This is a genomic window from Marinobacter shunpengi (assembly GCF_045449715.1).
Lineage (GTDB): Bacteria > Pseudomonadota > Gammaproteobacteria > Pseudomonadales > Oleiphilaceae > Marinobacter.
This window is the reverse complement of the sequence record NZ_JBJJLA010000017.1, coordinates 45,186-64,679: the sequence shown is the minus strand read 5'-3', so window position 1 is coordinate 64,679 and position 19,494 is coordinate 45,186. Positions and strand designations below refer to the sequence as shown.

Sequence of the window (19,494 nt, the reverse complement as noted above, 5' to 3'; positions counted from 1 at the left end):
TCCGGGTCATTCCGCCATTAAGGCTTCCACCTCGGCGATGTTCTTGGGCACCGCGTCCGTAAGCACCTTGCAGCCCTCTTTGGTGACCACCACATCGTCCTCGATGCGCACGCCAATGCCCCGCCACTTCGGGTCCACATCCATGTTATCCGGAGCGATGTAGAGCCCCGGCTCCACGGTCATCACCATGCCCGGTTCCAGCACCCGCCAGGCGTCGCCCACCTTGTAGTCGCCCACATCGTGGACATCCATGCCCAGCCAGTGGCCGGTGCGGTGCATGAAGAAGGGGCGGTAGGCTTCCGTCTCCAGGGCCCGGGTCAGAGGCCCCTCTATGATACCCAGATCGATCAGCCCCTCGGTCAGCACTTCCAGCGCCGCCTCGTGGGGCATGTTCCAGTGGTGGCCGGGCTGCACCGCGTCGATGGCGGCGTACTGGGCCTCCAGCACCACTTCATAGATGGCCCGCTGGGCCTCGCTGAAGCGACCACTGACCGGGAAGGTACGGGTGATGTCGGAGGCGTAGCAGTCCACCTCGCAACCGGCGTCAATCAGTACCAGGTCCCCTTCCCGCAGCGGCGCACTGTTCTCGATGTAGTGCAGCACGCAGGCATTGGCGCCGCTGCCCACGATGGAGGGATAGGCGGTATTACGGGCACCGTGCTCCATGAAGGTGTGGATCAGCTCCGCCTCGAGCTGGTACTCGTAGCCCCCCTTACGGGCCCGTTTCATGGCCCGGCAGTGGGCCTCGGCACTGATTCGGCCGGCCTCGGCCATGACCTTGATTTCCTTCGGGCTCTTGTACAGGCGCAGGTCGTGGAGCAGGTGCTCCAGAGCCACGAACTCGCCGGGGGGCTGGGCACCCGCCCGCACCTTGCTGCGGATCAGCTTGACCCAGTCCATAACCCGGGCATCGAAGGCCTGGTCGCGGCCCAGGGGATAGTATACCCGGCTGCGGCCCTCGATCATCCCCGGCAGGATGTCGTCGATATCCGCGATGGGAAAAGCGTCGTCCAGCCCGTAGGTTTCAATCGCCCCTTCCGGGCCGGTAATGGAACCGTCCCACTGCTCCTTCTCCGGGTTCCGTTCACGGCAGAACAGTACCGATTCACCATGTTCGCGGCCGGGAATCAGCACCACCACGGCTTCCGGCTCATTGAAACCGGTCAGGTACTGGAAGTCACTGTCCTGCCGGAACGGGTAGAGCACATCCCGGTTGCGGGTGCGTTCCGGGGCCGCGGGCAGGATGGCAATGCTGTCCTTTGCCATCACATCCATCAGCCGGCGACGGCGCTCGGCGTGTTCACTCATCGGAATCCACGGGCTCATAGGGTCTCCTGATCATCAAACTCAGTGCAGGGTCTGGCCTGCGGAAGGTGTCGGCGGCTCCGGGGGATTGAATTCCGTGAATACGGAAATCACGCCCAGGCGGACGTACTCGGTAATGTCGATAAGCTGCACTTCCGCTGCCTCGTCACCCTCATCGGATTCTTCCACCTGACTGATGGCCACCATGTCCTCGATCAGTTCCCGGATCTCATCCGGAGCCTGACCCAGTTTCTCGCCGGCCGCCAGCGCCATGCCCTCGAGGAAGCCACGCACCCAGGCCGCCAGGGCCTGCAGGCGTTGCTCGAACGCATAGTCATCTTCCGGCAGCAGGGGCTCGAAGGCCATGTCAGAGGCCCGCAACTGGTCCAGGGTCTGCTGGTAGGCCTCGGCCATGAACTCCGGCAGTTCCGCCGGCAGGTCGTCGCCCTGTTCCAGGGTTTCCGGCGCGATGCCGATATGCTCGCATACCACTTCCAGCCATTGCTGCTGGTTCAGGCGGGCGCCGGCGGCAAGCCGGCCACAGAGTCCGCCGTGTAGCTCGGAGGGATGACTGAACGCCCGGCAGCGGGTAAACAGGTTCGCCCAGCCCTCGAAATCACCAGCGCTGGCACCGGGTTCTGCGTTGTCGGTCATGAAGTCGCTGTACCTGTCAGTTGAATGGGTCTCCAATCCTAGCATTTCCGCCGTGGCAGCGGCATATCCATCCGCCGAAAGACATCATGCTTGACCTGGCAACGGATTCAGGTAACTTACGTTATAACATATCAAAAGGAGATCAATTCCATGGCTACTCCAGGCATCTACAGAGCCTCCCTGCTCGCCCTGGCCTGCGCGGGGTTTGCTACTACCGCTACTGGTGACGAGCACGGGCACCATCAACAGGCCCATGTCCATGGCGATGCAAAACTCCAGGTCGCTGTCGATGGCCGGACCGCCGAACTGATCCTGCAATCACCGGCAGCCAACCTGCTGGGGTTCGAGCACAAGCCAAAGAACGCCGAACAGGAAGCCGCGGTCATGGAAACCCGGGAGTGGCTGACCGCGAATCCGCTGGTGCAGACCACCAGCAACGATTGCACCGTGACCGCTGGCAGCATCCATCACAAGGGGGGCGTTGAGGGTGAGCACGAGCACGAGCACGAGCACGAGCACGAGCACGAGCACGAGCACGAGCACGAGCACGAAGAAGAGGGTAACCACAGCGATTTCGAAGTCACCCAGAGAATCGAGTGCGACAGCGAACTGACCGATCCCCTGGCCACCTCCCTGATGACCCGGTTCCCCGGTATCGAACACCTGTCCGTGGACTGGCTGGGTTCCGGCGGCCAAGGGCATACCGAGCTGCACGCGGGGGAGGACGAGATCCATCTCGACCACTGACCGGGACAAACCATGGGGCGGCGTGACGGAACCTTGGATCCCGTCGCGTCGGCCCATCAGCCCTCGTAGGGCTCCACGTTCTCGCTGATAAGGGTATAGGAGGCGGCACCGATATCGTTCTCCACCGACTCCGTCTTCAGGGTGCCCTGGACCCAGACAGGTTCGTAGAGGGCGTTCAGGGTGAAGCCGGGCTTGTAGGTCACATGGATAATCTGGTTCGGCGGCGGTGGCGGCACGTGGATGCAGGCACCGTAGTAGGGCACCAGGAAGAATTCGACAATGCGCTGATCACCCACCGTCTTCAGGGGTACCACGAAGCCGGGGATCCTGGCGCGGGTGCCATCCATTTCCGGCACCACCCGACCGGTGAGGATCTCATCCGGCAATGCGGCGGGGCCACTGCCCTCATGCTCCACCTCCGGCAGGTTCTCAAGCAGTCGCAGATCCTCCTCGGGCATCAGTTCCAGCCAGTCCAGCTCGCGCCATTGTTCGTCGGCAAGGCTGGTGCTGGCGATCATCACCAACAGGCAGGCCACCAGGACCTGTTTTGTCGGCGCACGAAGGGATGTTATGGACATTGATGGTCTCCAGGTATTCGGGGAGGCACCTGACGGACGATAGCCGGGGCCGGTCACGATGATTCAGGTTATCATGCCACGACCCGAATCGGCTTCACAGACTACGACGATTACCATTTTGACGCACACTACAGCTCCCATAGCCCGATACTCCGGACATCCATCACAGGCACGATCAGACCATGGTGATTCATACGACAAACCTGAGCTGGCACTGGCCCGACCAGGGTGGCAGCCTCCACTTTCCAGACATCCGGCTGCAGGCGGGGGACCACCTGTTTATCCGCGGCCCCAGCGGCAGCGGCAAGAGCACCCTGCTCAGCCTTCTGAGCGGCCTCAACCGAGCGGTGGACGGGCACATTGAAGTCCACGGCCAGGACTTGAAACGGCTGGGCGGCGGCGCCCGGGACCGACTGCGGGCCGACTGCACCGGCGTTATCTTCCAGCAGTTCAACCTGGTGCCCTACCTCAGTGCCCTGGACAACGTCACGCTGCCATGTCGCCTCTCCACCACCCGGTGGCGGAATGCCGGACACCCCGAAGACACCGCCCGACGCCTGTTGCGGGCACTGGACCTGCCCGATGACAGCCTGGGGCGCAAACCCGCGGCCCTGAGCACCGGCCAGCAACAACGGGTGGCCGCAGCCCGGGCGCTTATCGGCGCGCCGCCACTGATCCTGGCGGACGAGCCCACCTCCGCCCTGGATACAGATAACCGCGACCGGTTTATCGACCTCCTGCTGGCACGGGCGGCCGACCATGGCACCAGCGTCGTCTTCGTCAGCCATGACCCCGGGCTTGCGGCCCACTTCCCTTATCACCTGGAGCTGGCCGCCGGCGGGGAGGTGCAGCCATGAGACTGCCCCTCGCCCTGTCACTGGCGGCCGCCAGCCTCTGGCACCGCCGCCGGGTCCTGCTGCTGGTCACCCTGACTCTGACTCTGAGTGTCACCCTGCTGCTGGGCGTGCAATACCTGCGCACCGAGGTCCGCCAGTCCTTCAACCAATCGGTGTCCGGCACCGACCTGATCATCGGCGCCCGCAGCGGAGAACTGAACCTGTTGCTCTACTCCGTGTTCCACATTGGCCATGCCACCAACAACCTGCGCTGGTCAACCTTCCAGGATCTTGAACAGGATCAGCGCATCGACTGGCTGGTCCCTCTATCGCTGGGAGACAGCTACCAGGGTTACCGGGTGGTAGGCACCGACCGGCGCTTCCTGGAACATTACCAGTACGGGGATGAACAGGCCCTGGCCATGGACGAAGGCCAATGGTTCAGCGACCTGTTCGATGTGGTGCTCGGATCCCAGGTGGCCCGCAAACTCGAACACGGTATCGGCGACGAGGTCATCCTGTCCCATGGCGGCGGACGTACCAGCTTTGTCAGCCACGACCAGCACCCGTTCCGGGTCAGCGGCGTCCTGGCGCCCACCGGCACGCCGGTGGACCGGGGCGTCTATGTCAGCCTGGAGGGACTGGAGGCCATCCATGTGGGCTGGGAGGCCGGTGTGCCCTCGCCGGGCCGGACACTGTCCGCCGATGCCGCCCGTGAGCGCGGCCTGACACCACAGACCATCACTGCGGCCCTCGCCGGCGTGGAACGACAGATCCTCACCTTCCGCATCCAACGGGATATCAACCAGATGTCAGCGGAACCCCTGTCCGCGATCCTGCCCGGTGTTGCCCTGTCACAGCTCTGGCAGGTGCTGGGCCAGTTCGAGTTCATCCTGCTGGGTATCACCACCTTCGTGGTGGTCACCAGCCTGGCGGGACTGGTCACCGTGCTACTGACCCTGCAATCCCACCGTCACCAGGAAATTGCGGTACTGAGGGCCAACGGCGCCTCCCCTGCCCTGATTGCCGGCCTTTACCTGCTGGAGTGTACCGGGCTGGCCCTGCTGGCGGCGGTGCTGGCCAGCGGCCTGTGGTACCTGGCCATGGCCATCCTCGCCCCCTGGCTGCTGGAAGTGTGGGGCGTGGCCATCGCCTTGCGGCCACCCACACTGGCGGAATGGGGCCTGCTGGCGGCGGTGCCTGTGGCCGGGCTGCTGGTGGGGCTGATACCCGCCGTCAGGGCCTGGCGAATGGGCAGCCGTCCGGGTGGATGGGGAGCCACGGAGGATATGACAAGCTAGCCCGTCGTCTCCGCCCCCTGGTGCCGGGTGATTGCCAGACGTGTGGCGCCGACTTACCAGGTTGGGACAGGAGTCACAGCAAGATGACAGACTGGCAAATTGACCCTTTCCCATCGCCCACTTATAGTGATTGCAGGCGGTCGCCACGGTGGCCAGTGTGCCGTGCGGTTAATTCGCTGATCTACTGGGCCACTGAGAGCGTTGAGAGCAAGGCGCGGTGGCGAAGGTTTGGTGGTTCCAAGTCGAGCCGGCGCAACGCGGCTATCAACGCTCTCAGTGGCTCCCGAAGGGCGCGACGCTGGGGCCTCTGGCCGGTGTTGCCAGCCCTTGATGTGGAACCACCACACCGGCGGACTGGCGCCTTGGCCAGAGGCCCCAGCGTCACGCAGTAGGTCAGCGAATTAACCGCACGGCACACTAGGGTCCTTGCCGACCCGGGCCATTACAAACCAGAGTGCCAGACCGCGAACTGTAAGACCGAAAGGGGCCGCCGGTGTCAGACGGCCCCGCCAAGTACCGGAATGTCTATGGAACAGTCAGAATTGCAGGCCATGGCGGAGAAACTGGACCGCCTGATCGAGCGCTGTCGCAAACTGGAGCAGGACAACGCTGCCATGAGGGAGCTTCAGGACGAATGGAACCGGGAACGGGCCCAGCTACTCCAGCGCAACGACCAGGCCAAGAACCGGATTGAAGCCATGATCGGCCGGCTCAGAGCCCTGGAGCACCACTGATGTCTAGATCCCCCACCACGGTTGAAGTCACCATCCTCGACAAGGACTACCTGGTTGCCTGCCCTGAGGACCAACAGGATGCCCTGCGCCGGGCCGCCCGCCACCTGGACAGCAAGATGCGGGAAATCCGCACGACGGGTAAAGTCCTGGGCACCGAGCGCATTGCAGTCATGGCCGCCCTCAACATCACCCACGAATTGCTGGAGGACAGCAATGTCTCCGGGGCTGCGGACCAGGTGCTCCGCTCGATGGACGACAAACTGGACATGGCCCTGGGCGGCTCGCACCCCGGCCCCGGGAACAGTCAAGGCACCGAGTAACCGAAAAGTCACACACGGCGGTTGCAAAGGCCCCGGCCAATGCCCGTATAATGAAGCCAACTTCCTGGGCTGTTCGCTGGTCGGATACGTCCTCGAGCCGATGCGCAACACCCAGGTGGCTACTTCAGGGCATTGTGAGCAAGTCCCCCGCGAAGGGGAAAGCCTAATGTGTCACAGCGGCCACCACCTTGAACTTTGGGTTCAAGGGCCACATCCGATAACGGCAGCCCGGGAAGCTTATTCCACCTGATCCCTGACCCATCGTGAGTCACACGTTCCAGAATCTCTCAGAATTCGAGCCGGAATCCGCCAGGGACCGTAAGGCCCTCAGACGGAACCTCCGTGACGCCAGGCGGGCGCTCAACCCCGAGCAACAGACCCTCGCCGCCATCAACCTGGCTAACGCCCTGCGCCGACACCCCAGGGTCATGGGTGCCCACAACATTGCGCTCTACCTGCCCAATGACGGCGAAATCGATCCGCGGACGTTCATGGAGCAAAGCCGTCGTCGGGGGGTTCACTTCTACCTGCCGGTCCTGCATCCCATACATTCCGGGCAACTGGCTTTCTGCCGCTATGACGACCACACACCTATGGCGCCCAACCGCTTCGGCATCCCGGAGCCGGTATTCCATCATCGCCTGATACGACCGGCCTGGTCGCTGGATGTGATCCTGATGCCCCTGGTGGGATTCGATGAACAGGGCGGGCGCCTGGGGATGGGCGGGGGATTCTATGACCGCACCCTGGCCTTTACCCGGGTGCGCCCACGGCTGCGCCCCACCCTGATCGGGCTGGCTCACGAACTGCAACGGGTAGAAAGGCTGCCGACGGAGCCCTGGGATGTGCCGCTGGATGCGGTAGTAACGGACAGAAGGATAGTCCGGACCGGCTGACTCAGCCTTCGTTGCGCGGATCCTGACTGCGCTGGGCCTGAAACCACTGGCCCTGGGAACTGATATCGGCGGGCACCGCGCGAGGCTCATCCTCCGACGCCTGGAGTGATGTTAATCCGGTCACCGCCAACCCAATGAAAAATAACAGGACGACCGTCCGAAGTGTATCCGGCCTGCGCCTCATTGCTTCTCCTCCATTGGTAACCCCTGCCGCTTGTTATTTTCGTTTAAAACGATCACTTTGCTTTCAAAAACAGCTGGATGTTGCCGTTTCCCAGAATTGACAAAAAGCGTAACACGTATCTGGCCATTTACAATTTTTTATAATTAAAATTTGTAAAGGCTATGGGCCGCCGCATTACCTTTGGTAACACGGCGTAACCCGGAGGCACCCTGGAAAGACATCCTGACAGGCGATCAGTGCCCGTTGCCCGCCCCCAGGAACAGGCGATAAGCCTCGTTGTCGGTCTCGTTGGTGTAGCTGAATCCCACCTGGTCCAGCATGGCCTCGAAGTCCGCCAACTCCCCGTCCTCCACCTGGGCCCCCATGAGGACCCGGCTGTAAGCAGCGCCGTGGTTGCGGTAGTGGAACATGGAAATGTTCCAGCGTGTTCCCAGGGACAGCAGGAACTTCAGCAGTGCGCCAGGGCGTTCGGGGAACTGGAACTGGAACACCTTCTCGTTATGCACCGACGGCGCATGACCACCCACCATATGCCGGATGTGCTGCTTGGCCAGGTCACTGTCGGTGAGGTCCATCACCTGGTAGCCGGTTTCCCGCAGACTCTGCACCAGGTCCTCGCGGCCATGGCCGCCGGCCTGGATCTGGATGCCCACGAAGATGCTGGCGGATTCCGGGTCGGAGTAGCGGTAATTGAACTCGGTGATGTTGCGCTTGTGCAGAGCGTTGATGAAAGTCTTGAACGCCCCCGGCTTCTCGGGGATGGTCACCGCCAGGATGGCCTCACGCTTCTCCCCGATCTCAGTGCGTTCGGAGATGTAGCGCAACCGGTCGAAGTTCATGTTGGCACCACTGAGGATACCCGCCAGGTTCTCCCCTTCCAGTTGTTCCCGCTCCACGTACTTCTTGATACCGGCCACGGACAGGGCCCCGGCAGGCTCGCAGATGGAACGGGTATCCTCGAAGATATCCTTGATGGCCGCGCAGATCTCGTCGGTGCTGACGGTGATCACCTCATCCACATGGTCCTTGCAGATCTCCCAGGGCGCTTCCCCGATCTGTTTCACGGCGACACCGTCGGCGAAGATGCCCACCTGGTCCAGCACCACCCGCTCACCGGCCGCCATGGCCGCCTGCAGGCAGTTGGAATCCGCCGGCTCCACCCCGATCACCCGGATCTCCGGGCGCAGGTACTTGATATAGGCCGCCATGCCGGCAATCAGGCCACCACCGCCCACGGGGATGAACACCGCATGCAGGTTATGGGAGCATTGCCACATGAGCTCCATGGCCACGGTGCCCTGGCCGGCGATCACGTCCGGGTCGTCATAGGGCGGGATATAGGTGTAACCGTGTTTGGCAATCAGTTCCTGGGCATGGGCGGCGGCCTCATCGAAGGCATCGCCCCGGAGCACCACCTTCGCGCCCCGGTCCCGCACCGACTTCACCTTGATGTCCGGTGTGGTCTGGGGCATGACGATGACCGCCTTGATGCCCAGCTTCTTCGACGCCAGCGCCACGCCCTGGGCATGGTTGCCGGCTGAGGCGCAAATCACGCCTTTTGCCTTCTGCTCATCGGAGAGCTGGGCAATCCGGTTGTAAGCACCACGAATCTTGAAGGAAAACACCGGCTGCAGGTCTTCACGCTTGAGCAGGATGTTATTGCCCAGGCGTTTGGTGAGACTGCGTGCTTCGGTCAGCGGGGATTCGATGGCCACATCGTATACCCGCGCATCAAGAATCTTTTTGATGTAGCGTTGCGGCATGGTGCTGGAGTCCAGTTCTGGGTGATTGGGCTAGTGTTCCGTCTGGGCATTGACCGCCCCGGTGTGCGAGGCAAACGCACAGTGTAGAAAGTTTGCACGGTCCGCGTCTATAACTGGGCTCCGCAGGAAGGGTATAATACGTCGTCTCGCGCCGCCCAGGCGCCTTCCTTTTACGACCAATGACGACCTAACCGGAGGCCAGCATGACGCAGGACGAACTCAAGCAGGCGGTGGCCAGGGCCGCCCTGGATCATGTTGCCCCCCGCCTGGACCGGGACAGCGTGATCGGCGTGGGCACGGGCAGCACCGCCAATTTCTTTATCGACTACCTGGCCGACATCCGCAATGACTTCGACGGCGCCGTGGCCAGTTCCGATGCCACGGCCGAACGGCTGAAGCAGCACGGCATTCCGGTGTACGACCTGAACAGCGTCAACGAGCTGGAATTCTATGTGGACGGCGCCGACGAGACCAACGATCACCTGGAACTGATCAAGGGCGGGGGCGCCGCGCTGACCCGGGAAAAAATCGTCGCCGCCGTGGCCCGGACCTTTATCTGCATTGCCGACGACTCCAAGCGAGTGGACATCCTCGGTGACTTCCCGCTGCCGGTGGAGGTGATTCCCATGGCCCGCAGCCACGTCGGTCGCGAGATCGTCAAGCTGGGCGGCGACCCTGTCTACCGGGAGGGGGTCACTACCGATAATGGCAACATCATCATCGACATCCACCACATGGACCTGTCGCGCCCCATCGAGATGGAAGAGCGCCTCAACCAGATTGTCGGCGTGGTCACCAACGGCCTGTTTGCCCGCCGGCCTGCGGACCTGCTGCTGCTTGGCACGAGCGACGGCGTGCGGACCATCGAGCGGCCGGCATAGGCCAACGTTACGGACGGGCAACTCACCCGACGTTGGTTGAGTTTCGGATGTGGCCGCTTGCCCGTATAATAGCGCGCACTTTTTCCGAGTTACTCCAATTACCGCAGAAAAGGAACCGCCATGAACTTTGATCATATCCCGGCCGGCAAGAACCCGCCCGAAGACATCTACGTGGCCATCGAGATCCCGGCCAACAGCTCGCCGGTCAAGTACGAGATCGACAAGGACATGGGCGCCGTCATGGTGGACCGCTTCATGACCGCTCCCATGTTCTACCCGGCCAACTACGGCTTCATCCCCCACACCCTGGCGGATGACGGCGACCCCCTGGACGTACTGGTAGTCACCCCGTACCCGGTGCAACCCGGCTCGGTTATCCGCTGCCGCCCGGTGGGCATCCTGAACATGGAAGACGAAGCCGGCGGCGACGCCAAGCTGGTGGCCGTTCCCCATGACAAGCTCACCAAGGCCTACACCGACATCAAGGATGTCGACGACCTGCCGCAACTGCTGCGGGACCAGATCCAGCATTTCTTCGAGAACTACAAGACCCTGGAGCCCGGCAAGTGGGTGAAGGTCCAGGACTGGGCCAACGCCGATGCCGCCCGCAAGGCCATCGAGGATTCCGTGGCCAACTACCAGGGCAAGTGATCTCGCCCTGAAACAGAAAACCGGGCTCAAGGGCCCGGTTTTTTTTGTGTCTGACGATCAGCCACGCCCTACCCCTGGGACAGCAGCTCCCGCAGATCCGAGATGGCCGAGTTGGCCCTCGCCAGGTACGCCGCCATGGTCAGGGAGTGGTTGGCCAGCACCCCGAAACCGCTGCCGTTCAGGATGACGGGGCTCCACATCTGGGCCTGGGATTCCTCCAGTTCGATAATGATCTGCCGCACGCTGGCCTGGGCATTCTTATCCATCAGCACCTTGCGGAAATCCACCTCAATGGCCCGGAAGATATGCAGCAGGGCCCAGGAGGTACCACGAGCCTCGTAGAACACGTTGTCGATCTGGGTCCAGGGAGTCTTCACATCCGCCCCCCGCTCTTCCTCTTTTAACGGGTCAAGGTCGTCGATACCGGCCAGGGCCTCGGTGACCTCCGGCTTGCCGACGCTTTCACTCAGGGTCCGTGACAGGCTGCCCAGACGGGTCTCCAGATCCGCCAGCCAGTTGTTCAGGTTATCGGCACGGGCGTAGAAGTGCGCCTCCGGGCCCTCCGGGGCGGACAGACGGTCAAGGTAGCTTTCCAGTGCCCGGATGCCACGGCGATATTCGCCCTCGGTGGAGGGCAGCGCCCAACTGTCGCTGTTGAAGTGGAACTGGGGCTCCGCCACCGTCAGGTCCGGATCTTCCGCGGACTGGCTCTGGGAGCGGCTGATGTTCTGGCGCATGGCCCGGGACAGGTCCCGGAGCTGAACCAGTACGCCGTATTCCCAGGCCGGCATATTGTCCATCCACAGCCCCGGGGGAAAGATATCGTTGGAGATGTAACCACCGGGTTTATCCAGCAGGGTCTCTGCGACCCGGATCATGGTCGCCGTGGTGGCGAAGCCGGTGACCGGCTCCCGTCCCATGTCCTGCGCCACGGTGCGGGTATGTTCACGCACGGAGAACGTATCCGGCTCACTGCTCCAGATCATGCCCAGGATGATGGTGACCAGCAGGTAGAGCAACACCACAACTGCAATAATCCTGCCGATGGGGCGGGATTTTCCGGAGCTGGCCGATGAACCCTGGTAGCCGGATCCGCTACCGGAGAAAACGGATTTGAGTCGGTTAAACATATGCGCCTGTCCTTTGCCGATAAACCGGAAGCCGGTCTCAAAGATGAATGATTTGTCAGATTTATGCAACGCCGCCAGTAGCTTAACTGGTTGGCGGATCGCCAACCGGGCCCGGCCTGCCCAGGTGATAGCCGGTGGCCCCATCAATGCCGATGGACTGGAGGACCTGCCATTCCGACTCCGTTTCCACGCCGGCGGCCAGCACCTTCACACCACGACCATGGGCGATGGTGATCACGGATTCCAGGTAGAAGCGGTTTTCATCGTGCCGATCAATACCATGGATAAAGCTGGAATCAATACGCAACGCCTGGATAGACAGATTCTTCAGGTAACTGAAGGGGATCCCCCCCACCCCGAAACGATCCACCAGCAGGCGAGCACCGGTCCGCCGTAGCTGCCGGATAAAAGTCTGGGCCTCCTGCCGATGGTAGTGCAATGCCTGTTCCGGAACACCGATCCAGAGCCGTCGCATATCGGTGCCGGCCGCCCCGGCCAGTTCCAGGATACGCTCCGGAACCCCCGGCAACACCACGGAGGAAGCTCCCAGTGAGAACCCGATTTCCACCGTGGGGTCCTCCCTCAGCCTCTGCAGTGCCCGCTGGAGCACCATCAGATCCAGCCTTCCGATCAGCCCGAAGCGCTCGGCCAGGGGCGCAAAGACATTACCACGCACCCAGTCCCGTTCGATCAGTAGACGGGAGAACACCTGATGGTATAGCGGGGAACCGGTCGCTGCGGTCATGACCGGCTGCTCCCACAACCACACTGCCTCCCGGTCCAGGGCATGTTCCAGCAATCGCCGCCAGTCTTCGGCACCGTGATGGACATCGGCACCGCTGTCCGCCAGCTCACAATGGGGCACGCCCTCGGTCTGAGCGCGCCGGAGGGCGGCATCCGCATATTCGAACAGGGTCCGCACCGAGATCCCTTCACCGGTGCCGGCCACACCACCGTGGACCGCCATTTCCACCAGGGCATCGCTGCCCTCACCGGCAAACTCGGCACAGATGGACTGCAGGGCATCCACCAGCTCCCGCCCCCAGATCAGGGCATCGGCCGGCGCCCCACCAGGAATGAAGAGGGCAAACTCGGCACCACTGCGCCGACCGGCAAAACTGCCGGCATGAATATCCACAAACTCATGCAAATCTTTCGACAGCCGCACCAACAGGGCATCGGCCTCCAGCCGCCCTGCCCTCTGGTTAAAGTCGGCAAAGCCGGTTATCTGCACCAGTATCAGCCCCCCCGGGCGGCGACCTTCCTCGGTGACAGCTTCCACCGCCAGCCGCTGGTCAAAGGCACTGCGGCTGGCCAGGCCGGTCAGGGCATCCTCGTTGTTCAGCTTGCGGAGGTGGGCAATCAGTGCCGCCTGGCCCGCAAACAGCTGCTCCAGGTCATCAGTCATCTGGTTCATGGCCCCGGTGACCTCGTTCACTTCACGGGTCGAACGGACATGGGTACGCATACGGAAATCCCGGCGACCGATAGCCCTGGCCTGTAGCTCCAGGGCCTGCAACGGACGCAACAGCCGTCCCAGCAGAAAATAGAGCACCAGTATGGCAACAACACCAATCGCCACGGAGGCCAGGGTCAGCCACTGGGTTATCCGCCACAGGTCCTGGTAGGCATTGCCCGGGTGGCCCACCACCCGCACCTCTCCCAACCACTGCCAGCCGCTCATAACGGACGCCGTACCCACCGGCCGGGGCAGATCAACGGCGCGCACGAACCACAACGGCACATCCAGATCGGTCAGGGCCTGGGAGCGGCCGGCCACCTGGCTGCCATCGTGGTCCAGAAACTCCACCACCAGGTACTCTCCACTATCGAATACCGAGTCGATCAGGGAGCTCACCGCCACGGTGTCAGTGGCATCAACGGCATTGGACAGGGACAGCCCGATGGCAGTGGCCGCATCCCGGGTCCGGCCCTCCAGTTCCTCCACCAGGTAGTGGTGGAATCGACTGAAACTGATCGACATGCTGACCACCAGCAACAGCAACACCAGGCCGCCGGTGAAGATCAGCAACAGGGTGCGCAGTGTCACGGCGCGGTCTGGACGGTTCTTTTGGCTTTCCTGCTGCATCCGTGCCATACCTTGGGCTTGGAACGTTTTAGCCACCAAATTCCCGGCCTGGATCGTACCCAGGTCTCAGGTTCACAAAGATTTACAGTTCGCTGCCTGCGTCTTCGGTTACAAACACTATAGACTGCAGCAACAGAGACATCCTGCATTCCATGGCAAAGGAGCCAGAAAAACAGGCCGATTCTTCCGCCAGGGAGGCTCGGTGCGGTTCTTTTCGGCATTCCAGAAAAATCAGGACAGACTGACAACACCATGACTGACGAGTCCCAAAAAGAAAAACTGCGCCAGCACTTCGCCCGACGGGTGACCAACCAGGCCCGGGTCGTGCTGGACACCTGGCAGAAAATCCATGCCGACCCGGCAGCCTCGGCGCCTTTCCGCGATGACCTCTATTCCGCCGCAGACAAGCTCGCGCGTTATGCCGGCCGCTTTGAAATGACCGCCTACGTGGAGGCCGGCAAGGCCATCATGAACGCCATCCGGCAATGGCCGGAGGGACAGGCGCCGGACAGCGACGCCATACAGGCCCTCCGGGAAGCGGTCATATCCCTGGAACAGAGCACCCAGCGCCGATCCGACCGCCAGAGCAGCGAACCTCCCCGGGTCTATCGCAAAACCCCGATCTACGTGGCCCTGAGCAGTAACGAGCTGGCAACCCGACTGGTCCGGCAACTGGAGTTTTTCGGCTTCCGGGCGGAGGCCTTCGACACCCCCGAAGGCCTGATGGACGCCTGTGGCCTGCACAAACCGGAAACCATCCTCATGGATATCGCCTTCGGGGGCGAGCCGGACAGCGGCCTGGCCACGGTCGAGACCCTGCAGCAGCGCCACGACACCCCCATCCCCATCATCTTCGTCAGTGATGAGGACGGCACCATCGAAACCCGCCTGCGGGCATCCCGCTGTGGCGGCGAAGAATTCTTCTACCCGGCGGTGGATCCGGGCCAACTGATCGAGAAGATCGAGACCTACACCCACAACAACGCGGTGGAACCCTACCGGGTACTGGTGCTGGACGATTCCCGGGCCCAGGCCAAGTTCATGGAAACGGTGCTCAAGAAGGCGGGCATGACCGCCCACATCATCACCGACCCGATGCAGATCATCATGGCGCTGGAAGAGTTCAACCCGGAAATCATCATCCTGGACATGTACATGCCCGGCTGCACCGGCATGGAAATCGCCCGGGTGATCCGCCAGCAGGACCGTTTCCACAGCGTTCCCATTATCTACCTGTCCGCCGAGGACGACGTCCAGAAGCAGCTCCATGCCATGAGCCTGGGGGGCGACGACTTCCTGACCAAGCCCATCGACCCCAAGCACCTGGTGGCCACTATCCACAACCGGGGACGACGGGCCCGCTCATTGCTGGCCCTGATGATTCGCGACAGCCTTACCGGCCTGTACAACCACACCCACACCCTGTACCTGCTGGAACAGGAAATCATGAAGGCGCAGCAGAAGGATCAGCCCCTGTGCTTCGCCATGATTGACGTGGACTATTTCAAGAAGGTGAACGACACCTTCGGCCACCCCATCGGCGACCGCATCCTGCGGGCGCTGTCCATGTTCCTGAAGCAGCGGCTGCGCAAGACCGACCATATCGGTCGTTACGGTGGCGAGGAGTTTGCCATCATTATGCCTGACACCCGGGAAAGCGACGCCCGTGCGGTGATCAACGATATCCGGGAACGCTTTTCGGAACTCACCCAGTCCGCGGGCGACCGGGAATTCCACGTCACCTTCAGTTGCGGGGTCGCCCACTGGCGGGGGGAAGCGGCATCCGCCTTCTGCGAACGGGCCGACCAGGCCCTGTACCAGGCCAAGGCATCAGGCCGCAACTGCGTGATCGGAGCCGAGGATTACGACACGTCACGTTCCCTCTGACCTATAGTAAGGGAGGAGGGAACCCCGGCATCGGAGTCCGTTGCGTAACCGTCATCCGCGCGCTGCGAACTGGCTGGCATTTTTCTCCTTTCGTCGATGAAACCATCGTCTTATGGACGGATCTCCCGCCAACATCGAGAATATGGCGCAAGACGCAACGAATCCTGCCCGCGGCCCGGAATTCATACGGTCGTTTGTCAAAAACTGTTGAACCAACAGCGTTCAAGACGCATTATGGGCACAAAATTCGACAAAATACGGCATTTTTACAAAACACCAGCAAGGCAAGACTGAACATGGCCACCATACTCGTTCTCCACGGGCCCAACCTGAATATGCTCGGCGTCCGCGAGCCTGACGTCTATGGTCATGAAACCCTCCAGGACATCAATGACCGGCTGCATGCCACCGCATCCGATCGTGGCCACCACCTGCTGCACCTGCAATCCAATGCCGAATATGAACTGATCGAGCGACTCCACGATGCCCGGGCAGAGGGCATCGACTACCTGATTTTTAATCCTGCGGCCTTCACCCACACCAGTGTGGCCCTGAGGGACGCGGTACTGGCCTCGGGCATTCCGTTCATCGAGGTGCACCTGTCCAACGTGCACTCCCGGGAGCCCTTCCGGCACCATTCCTTTTTTTCCGATATCGCCGACGGCGTTATCTGCGGTCTTGGCAGTCAGGGATACGACCTGGCGCTTGACGCCGCCCTGCGAAGAATCAACTCCAACTGATACCGATAAGACGGGACGTTAAACACCATGGATATTCGCAAAATCAAGAAGCTGATCGAACTCCTCGAGGAATCCGATGTTGAAGAACTGGAGATTCAGGAGGGTGACGATTCCGTTCGTATTTCCCGCCGTCGCGAGCACGCCGGTGTAACCTACGCCGCGCAACCCATGCCGGCACCCCAGCCCCAGGCAGCCGCCCCGGCGCCGCAGGCTGCGCCGGAAGCCGCGCCGGCTGAACCCGAGGCACCCAAGGGCCATGCCGTGAAATCGCCCATGGTCGGCACCTTCTACCGTGCGCCATCCCCAAGCGCTGCCGCCTTCGTTGAAGTTGGCCAGACCGTCAAGGCCGGGGATGTTGTCTGCATCGTCGAAGCCATGAAGATGATGAACCAGATCGAAGCCGACAAGAGCGGTACCGTTTCCGAGATTCTGGTGGAAAACGGTCAGCCCGTGGAATTCGACCAGCCACTGGTAATCATTTCCTGAGCAACAGGTGACACGACATCATGGCCATGATTGAAAAAGTTCTGATCGCCAACCGCGGCGAGATTGCCCTGCGGGTGCTCAGGGCCTGCAAGGAGCTGGGCATCCGGACGGTTGCCGTGCACTCCCAGGTCGACCGCGACCTGATGCATGTGCGACTGGCGGATGAGTCCGTCTGCATCGGCCCCAACAGCGCCTCCGACAGCTACCTGAACATTCCCACCATCATCAGCGCGGCGGAAGTGACCGACAGCGTCGGCATCCACCCGGGCTACGGCTTCCTGGCCGAGAACGCCGACTTCGCCGAGCAGGTGGAGAAAAGCGGCTTTACCTTTATCGGCCCCCGGGCGGACACCATCCGCCTGATGGGCAACAAGGTCTCCGCCATCAACGCGATGATAAAGGCCGGTGTGCCCACCGTACCCGGCTCCGACGGCCCCATCGACAACGACGATGAACGGACGCTACGCATCGCCCGTGAAATCGGCTACCCGGTGATTATCAAGGCCGCCTCCGGTGGTGGAGGCCGTGGCATGCAGGTGGTTCACTCCGAAGCCGCTCTGCTCAAGGGTATCCAGGTCACCCAGAGTGAGGCCAGGAACTCCTTCGGCGACGCCACCGTGTACCTGGAGAAATATCTGGAGCGCCCGCGCCACGTGGAAGTCCAGGTGCTGGCGGACACCCACGGCAATGTTATCCACCTGGGGGACCGGGACTGCTCGATGCAGCGCCGTCATCAGAAGGTTCTGGAAGAAGCCCCGGCGCCGAACATTGACCCGGAAGCCCGGGAAAAGACCCTGAAGGCCTGTGTCGACGCCTGCAAGGAAATCGGCTACGTGGGTGCCGGCACCTTCGAGTTCCTGTACCAGGACGGTGCCTTCTACTTCATCGAGATGAACACCCGGGTCCAGGTGGAGCACCCGGTCTCCGAGATGGTGACCGGTGTCGATATCGTCCGCGAGCAGCTTCGTATCGCCAGCGGTCTGCCCCTGCAATACAGCCAGGATGACATCCGCATTTCCGGTCATGCCCTGGAGTGCCGGATCAACGCCGAAGACCCGAAAACCTTCGTGCCCAGCCCCGGCAAGGTGAAGCATTTCCACGCCCCCGGCGGCAACGGCATCCGCGTGGACTCCCACCTGTACAGCGGCTACACGGTTCCGCCCTACTACGACTCCCTGGTGGCCAAGCTGATCACCTGGGGCGACGACCGGGAAATCGCCCGCCGGCGCATGAAAAATGCCCTGGACGAGCTGGTCGTGGAAGGCATCAAGACCAATCAGCCCCTGCACCGTAACCTGGTGCGGGACGGCGGCTTCAAGAGCGTGGATTTCACCATCCATTACCTCGAAAAGCTGATGCGGGACTGACATGCCCTGGATCCAACTGCAGATCCCGGCTGATCCGGATAACGCGGATCAGCTGGAAGATCTTCTCATGGAGATGGGCGCCGATGCCGTCTCCATGGAAGATGCCGCCGACCAGCCCATCTTCGAACCGGACCCGGGCACAACGCCCCTGTGGAGCGACACCCGGGTGACCGGCCTGTTCGATGCCGACCAGGATATCGAACGCATCTGTGCCGATATCCGCGATGCGTGGCACCAGCAGACCCAGCAGGAGTTACCCGGCATTGAGGTCACCCTGGTGGAGGACAAGGACTGGGAACGGGCCTGGATGGACGATTTCAAGCCTCTGAAGTTCGGCGAGCGCCTGTGGATTGTCCCCAGCTGGCATGACGCCCCCGCCCCCGATGCCGCCAACCTGCTTCTGGACCCGGGCCTGGCCTTCGGCACCGGCACCCACCCCACCACGGCCCTGTGCCTGGAGTGGCTGGACGGCGCCCGGGTGGAAGGCACGCAGGTCATCGACTATGGCTGCGGCTCCGGCATCCTGGCCCTGGCGGCCCTGTTGCTGGGTGCCGACCATGCCATTGGCGTCGACACCGATGCTCAGGCCCTGGAGGCCAGCCGCGACAACGCCCGTCGCAACCAGGTGGAAGACCGTCGTCTGGACCTGTACCTGCCAGGGGACGATCCGGACACCCGCGCGGATATCCTGCTGGCCAACATCCTCGCCGGACCACTGGTGGAACTGGCACCCACGCTGGCGGGCAAGGTCAGGCCCGGTGGCCACCTGGTACTGTCCGGCATCCTGGCCCAGCAGGCCCGCGAAGTGATGGCCGCCTACGAGCCCTGGTTTGTCATGGATGAGCCGGAACAACGCGAAGAGTGGATACGCCTCACAGGTCGCCGGATTGACGGATGACGAACGACACCCGTGTCGCTAAACTGCTGAGAGTCTGACACCTTACA

The 19,494-nt window shown here is 62.2% G+C and carries 19 protein-coding genes and 1 other RNA gene; 14 read left to right on the top strand and 6 right to left on the bottom strand.

Annotated elements, in window-relative coordinates; genetic code table 11:
* Positions 1–6 precede the first annotated feature (6 nt).
* Positions 7–1,326 carry a Xaa-Pro aminopeptidase gene (gene pepP / locus ACJO3T_RS10940; RefSeq protein ID WP_406963679.1) on the bottom strand — a complete coding sequence of 440 codons (1,320 nt, stop codon included), beginning with the start codon at positions 1,324–1,326 and terminating at the stop codon, positions 7–9.
* 21 nt (positions 1,327–1,347) lie between these two features.
* Complete coding sequence (locus ACJO3T_RS10935; protein ID WP_406963678.1) at positions 1,348–1,959, bottom strand: UPF0149 family protein; 612 nt, start codon at positions 1,957–1,959, stop codon at positions 1,348–1,350.
* A 150-nt stretch (positions 1,960–2,109) separates the two neighbouring features.
* Between ACJO3T_RS10935 and ACJO3T_RS10930 the strand changes: the two genes are divergently transcribed.
* Entirely contained in the window at positions 2,110–2,706 is a 597-nt protein-coding gene (locus ACJO3T_RS10930; protein ID WP_406978484.1) for a ZrgA family zinc uptake protein, read from the top strand.
* Between the two features lie 56 nt (positions 2,707–2,762).
* Here ACJO3T_RS10930 and ACJO3T_RS10925 read toward each other — a convergent pair whose 3' ends face one another.
* Positions 2,763–3,284, bottom strand: coding sequence for a DUF3299 domain-containing protein (locus tag ACJO3T_RS10925; RefSeq protein WP_406963676.1), 522 nt, complete (start codon positions 3,282–3,284; stop codon positions 2,763–2,765).
* Positions 3,285–3,466: 182 nt separating this feature from the next.
* Between ACJO3T_RS10925 and ACJO3T_RS10920 the strand changes: the two genes are divergently transcribed.
* The 6 genes from ACJO3T_RS10920 to ACJO3T_RS10895 all read left to right on the top strand — a co-directional run bounded on the left by ACJO3T_RS10920 (position 3,467) and on the right by ACJO3T_RS10895 (position 7,371).
* Complete coding sequence (locus ACJO3T_RS10920) at positions 3,467–4,141, top strand: ATP-binding cassette domain-containing protein (RefSeq protein ID WP_406963675.1); 675 nt, start codon at positions 3,467–3,469, stop codon at positions 4,139–4,141.
* Positions 4,138–5,421, top strand: coding sequence for an ABC transporter permease (locus tag ACJO3T_RS10915; protein ID WP_406978483.1), 1,284 nt, complete (start codon positions 4,138–4,140; stop codon positions 5,419–5,421). The genes ACJO3T_RS10920 and ACJO3T_RS10915 overlap by 4 nt, the downstream gene beginning before the upstream one ends.
* Before the next feature lie 527 nt (positions 5,422–5,948).
* Positions 5,949–6,155: a TIGR02449 family protein gene (locus ACJO3T_RS10910; protein ID WP_328187523.1), complete on the top strand. Its 207-nt coding sequence runs from the start codon at positions 5,949–5,951 to the stop codon at positions 6,153–6,155.
* Positions 6,155–6,475, top strand: coding sequence for a cell division protein ZapA (locus ACJO3T_RS10905; protein WP_406963673.1), 321 nt, complete (start codon positions 6,155–6,157; stop codon positions 6,473–6,475). Before ACJO3T_RS10910 ends, ACJO3T_RS10905 begins: the two co-directional genes overlap by 1 nt.
* A 58-nt stretch (positions 6,476–6,533) precedes the next feature.
* A non-coding RNA gene (ssrS, locus tag ACJO3T_RS10900) (6S RNA) lies at positions 6,534–6,714 on the top strand.
* Between the two features lie 24 nt (positions 6,715–6,738).
* Complete coding sequence (locus ACJO3T_RS10895; protein WP_406963672.1) at positions 6,739–7,371, top strand: 5-formyltetrahydrofolate cyclo-ligase; 633 nt, start codon at positions 6,739–6,741, stop codon at positions 7,369–7,371.
* 417 nt (positions 7,372–7,788) lie between these two features.
* Here ACJO3T_RS10895 and ilvA read toward each other — a convergent pair whose 3' ends face one another.
* Positions 7,789–9,318 (bottom strand): threonine ammonia-lyase, biosynthetic, encoded by a 1,530-nt coding sequence (gene ilvA, locus ACJO3T_RS10890; RefSeq protein ID WP_406963671.1) that lies wholly within the window; start codon positions 9,316–9,318, stop codon positions 7,789–7,791.
* A 203-nt stretch (positions 9,319–9,521) separates the two neighbouring features.
* Here ilvA and rpiA point away from each other — a divergent pair, with 203 nt between their 5' ends.
* Both rpiA and ppa read left to right on the top strand, forming a co-directional pair.
* On the top strand, positions 9,522–10,199 hold the full coding sequence (gene rpiA, locus ACJO3T_RS10885) for a ribose-5-phosphate isomerase RpiA (protein ID WP_406963670.1): 678 nt from the start codon (positions 9,522–9,524) through the stop codon (positions 10,197–10,199).
* A 120-nt stretch (positions 10,200–10,319) separates the two neighbouring features.
* Positions 10,320–10,850 carry an inorganic diphosphatase gene (ppa, locus tag ACJO3T_RS10880; protein ID WP_328187513.1) on the top strand — a complete coding sequence of 177 codons (531 nt, stop codon included), beginning with the start codon at positions 10,320–10,322 and terminating at the stop codon, positions 10,848–10,850.
* A 68-nt stretch (positions 10,851–10,918) separates the two neighbouring features.
* On the opposite strand, the gene ACJO3T_RS10875 is transcribed toward ppa, so the two are convergent.
* Both ACJO3T_RS10875 and ACJO3T_RS10870 read right to left on the bottom strand, forming a co-directional pair.
* Complete coding sequence (locus tag ACJO3T_RS10875; protein ID WP_406963669.1) at positions 10,919–11,980, bottom strand: DUF2333 family protein; 1,062 nt, start codon at positions 11,978–11,980, stop codon at positions 10,919–10,921.
* Between the two features lie 82 nt (positions 11,981–12,062).
* On the bottom strand, positions 12,063–14,030 hold the full coding sequence (locus ACJO3T_RS10870) for a bifunctional diguanylate cyclase/phosphodiesterase (protein WP_406978482.1): 1,968 nt from the start codon (positions 14,028–14,030) through the stop codon (positions 12,063–12,065).
* Positions 14,031–14,321: 291 nt separating this feature from the next.
* On the opposite strand from ACJO3T_RS10870, the gene ACJO3T_RS10865 reads away from it, so the two are divergent.
* From ACJO3T_RS10865 to prmA, 5 genes are all read left to right on the top strand, one after another.
* Positions 14,322–15,956, top strand: a complete 1,635-nt coding sequence (locus tag ACJO3T_RS10865) for a diguanylate cyclase (RefSeq protein WP_406963667.1) — start codon at positions 14,322–14,324, stop codon at positions 15,954–15,956.
* 296 nt (positions 15,957–16,252) lie between these two features.
* Positions 16,253–16,696, top strand: a complete 444-nt coding sequence (gene aroQ / locus ACJO3T_RS10860; RefSeq protein WP_406978481.1) for a type II 3-dehydroquinate dehydratase — start codon at positions 16,253–16,255, stop codon at positions 16,694–16,696.
* 27 nt (positions 16,697–16,723) lie between these two features.
* Complete coding sequence (gene accB, locus ACJO3T_RS10855) at positions 16,724–17,182, top strand: acetyl-CoA carboxylase biotin carboxyl carrier protein (protein ID WP_406963665.1); 459 nt, start codon at positions 16,724–16,726, stop codon at positions 17,180–17,182.
* Positions 17,183–17,199: 17 nt separating this feature from the next.
* Positions 17,200–18,549, top strand: coding sequence for an acetyl-CoA carboxylase biotin carboxylase subunit (accC, locus tag ACJO3T_RS10850; protein WP_504362694.1), 1,350 nt, complete (start codon positions 17,200–17,202; stop codon positions 18,547–18,549).
* Position 18,550: 1 nt separating this feature from the next.
* Positions 18,551–19,447, top strand: coding sequence for a 50S ribosomal protein L11 methyltransferase (prmA, locus tag ACJO3T_RS10845; RefSeq protein WP_406978480.1), 897 nt, complete (start codon positions 18,551–18,553; stop codon positions 19,445–19,447).
* Positions 19,448–19,494: the final 47 nt, after the last annotated feature.

Excerpts from the sequence above, each read along its gene's own strand:
- ACJO3T_RS10875 (WP_406963669.1), bottom strand. The coding sequence starts at position 11,980 with ATGTTTAACCGACTCAAATCCGTTTTCTCCGGTAGCGGATCCGGCTAC.
- ACJO3T_RS10910 (WP_328187523.1), top strand. The coding sequence starts at position 5,949 with ATGGAACAGTCAGAATTGCAGGCCATGGCGGAGAAACTGGACCGCCTG.
- ACJO3T_RS10930 (WP_406978484.1), top strand. The coding sequence starts at position 2,110 with ATGGCTACTCCAGGCATCTACAGAGCCTCCCTGCTCGCCCTGGCCTGC.
- ACJO3T_RS10925 (WP_406963676.1), bottom strand. The coding sequence starts at position 3,284 with ATGTCCATAACATCCCTTCGTGCGCCGACAAAACAGGTCCTGGTGGCC.
- ACJO3T_RS10905 (WP_406963673.1), top strand. The coding sequence starts at position 6,155 with ATGTCTAGATCCCCCACCACGGTTGAAGTCACCATCCTCGACAAGGAC.
- ACJO3T_RS10865 (WP_406963667.1), top strand. The coding sequence starts at position 14,322 with ATGACTGACGAGTCCCAAAAAGAAAAACTGCGCCAGCACTTCGCCCGA.
- ACJO3T_RS10920 (WP_406963675.1), top strand. The coding sequence starts at position 3,467 with ATGGTGATTCATACGACAAACCTGAGCTGGCACTGGCCCGACCAGGGT.
- pepP (WP_406963679.1), bottom strand. The coding sequence starts at position 1,326 with ATGAGCCCGTGGATTCCGATGAGTGAACACGCCGAGCGCCGTCGCCGG.
- ppa (WP_328187513.1), top strand. The coding sequence starts at position 10,320 with ATGAACTTTGATCATATCCCGGCCGGCAAGAACCCGCCCGAAGACATC.
- ACJO3T_RS10915 (WP_406978483.1), top strand. The coding sequence starts at position 4,138 with ATGAGACTGCCCCTCGCCCTGTCACTGGCGGCCGCCAGCCTCTGGCAC.
- aroQ (WP_406978481.1), top strand. The coding sequence starts at position 16,253 with ATGGCCACCATACTCGTTCTCCACGGGCCCAACCTGAATATGCTCGGC.
- ACJO3T_RS10935 (WP_406963678.1), bottom strand. The coding sequence starts at position 1,959 with ATGACCGACAACGCAGAACCCGGTGCCAGCGCTGGTGATTTCGAGGGC.
- prmA (WP_406978480.1), top strand. The coding sequence starts at position 18,551 with ATGCCCTGGATCCAACTGCAGATCCCGGCTGATCCGGATAACGCGGAT.
- rpiA (WP_406963670.1), top strand. The coding sequence starts at position 9,522 with ATGACGCAGGACGAACTCAAGCAGGCGGTGGCCAGGGCCGCCCTGGAT.
- accB (WP_406963665.1), top strand. The coding sequence starts at position 16,724 with ATGGATATTCGCAAAATCAAGAAGCTGATCGAACTCCTCGAGGAATCC.
- ilvA (WP_406963671.1), bottom strand. The coding sequence starts at position 9,318 with ATGCCGCAACGCTACATCAAAAAGATTCTTGATGCGCGGGTATACGAT.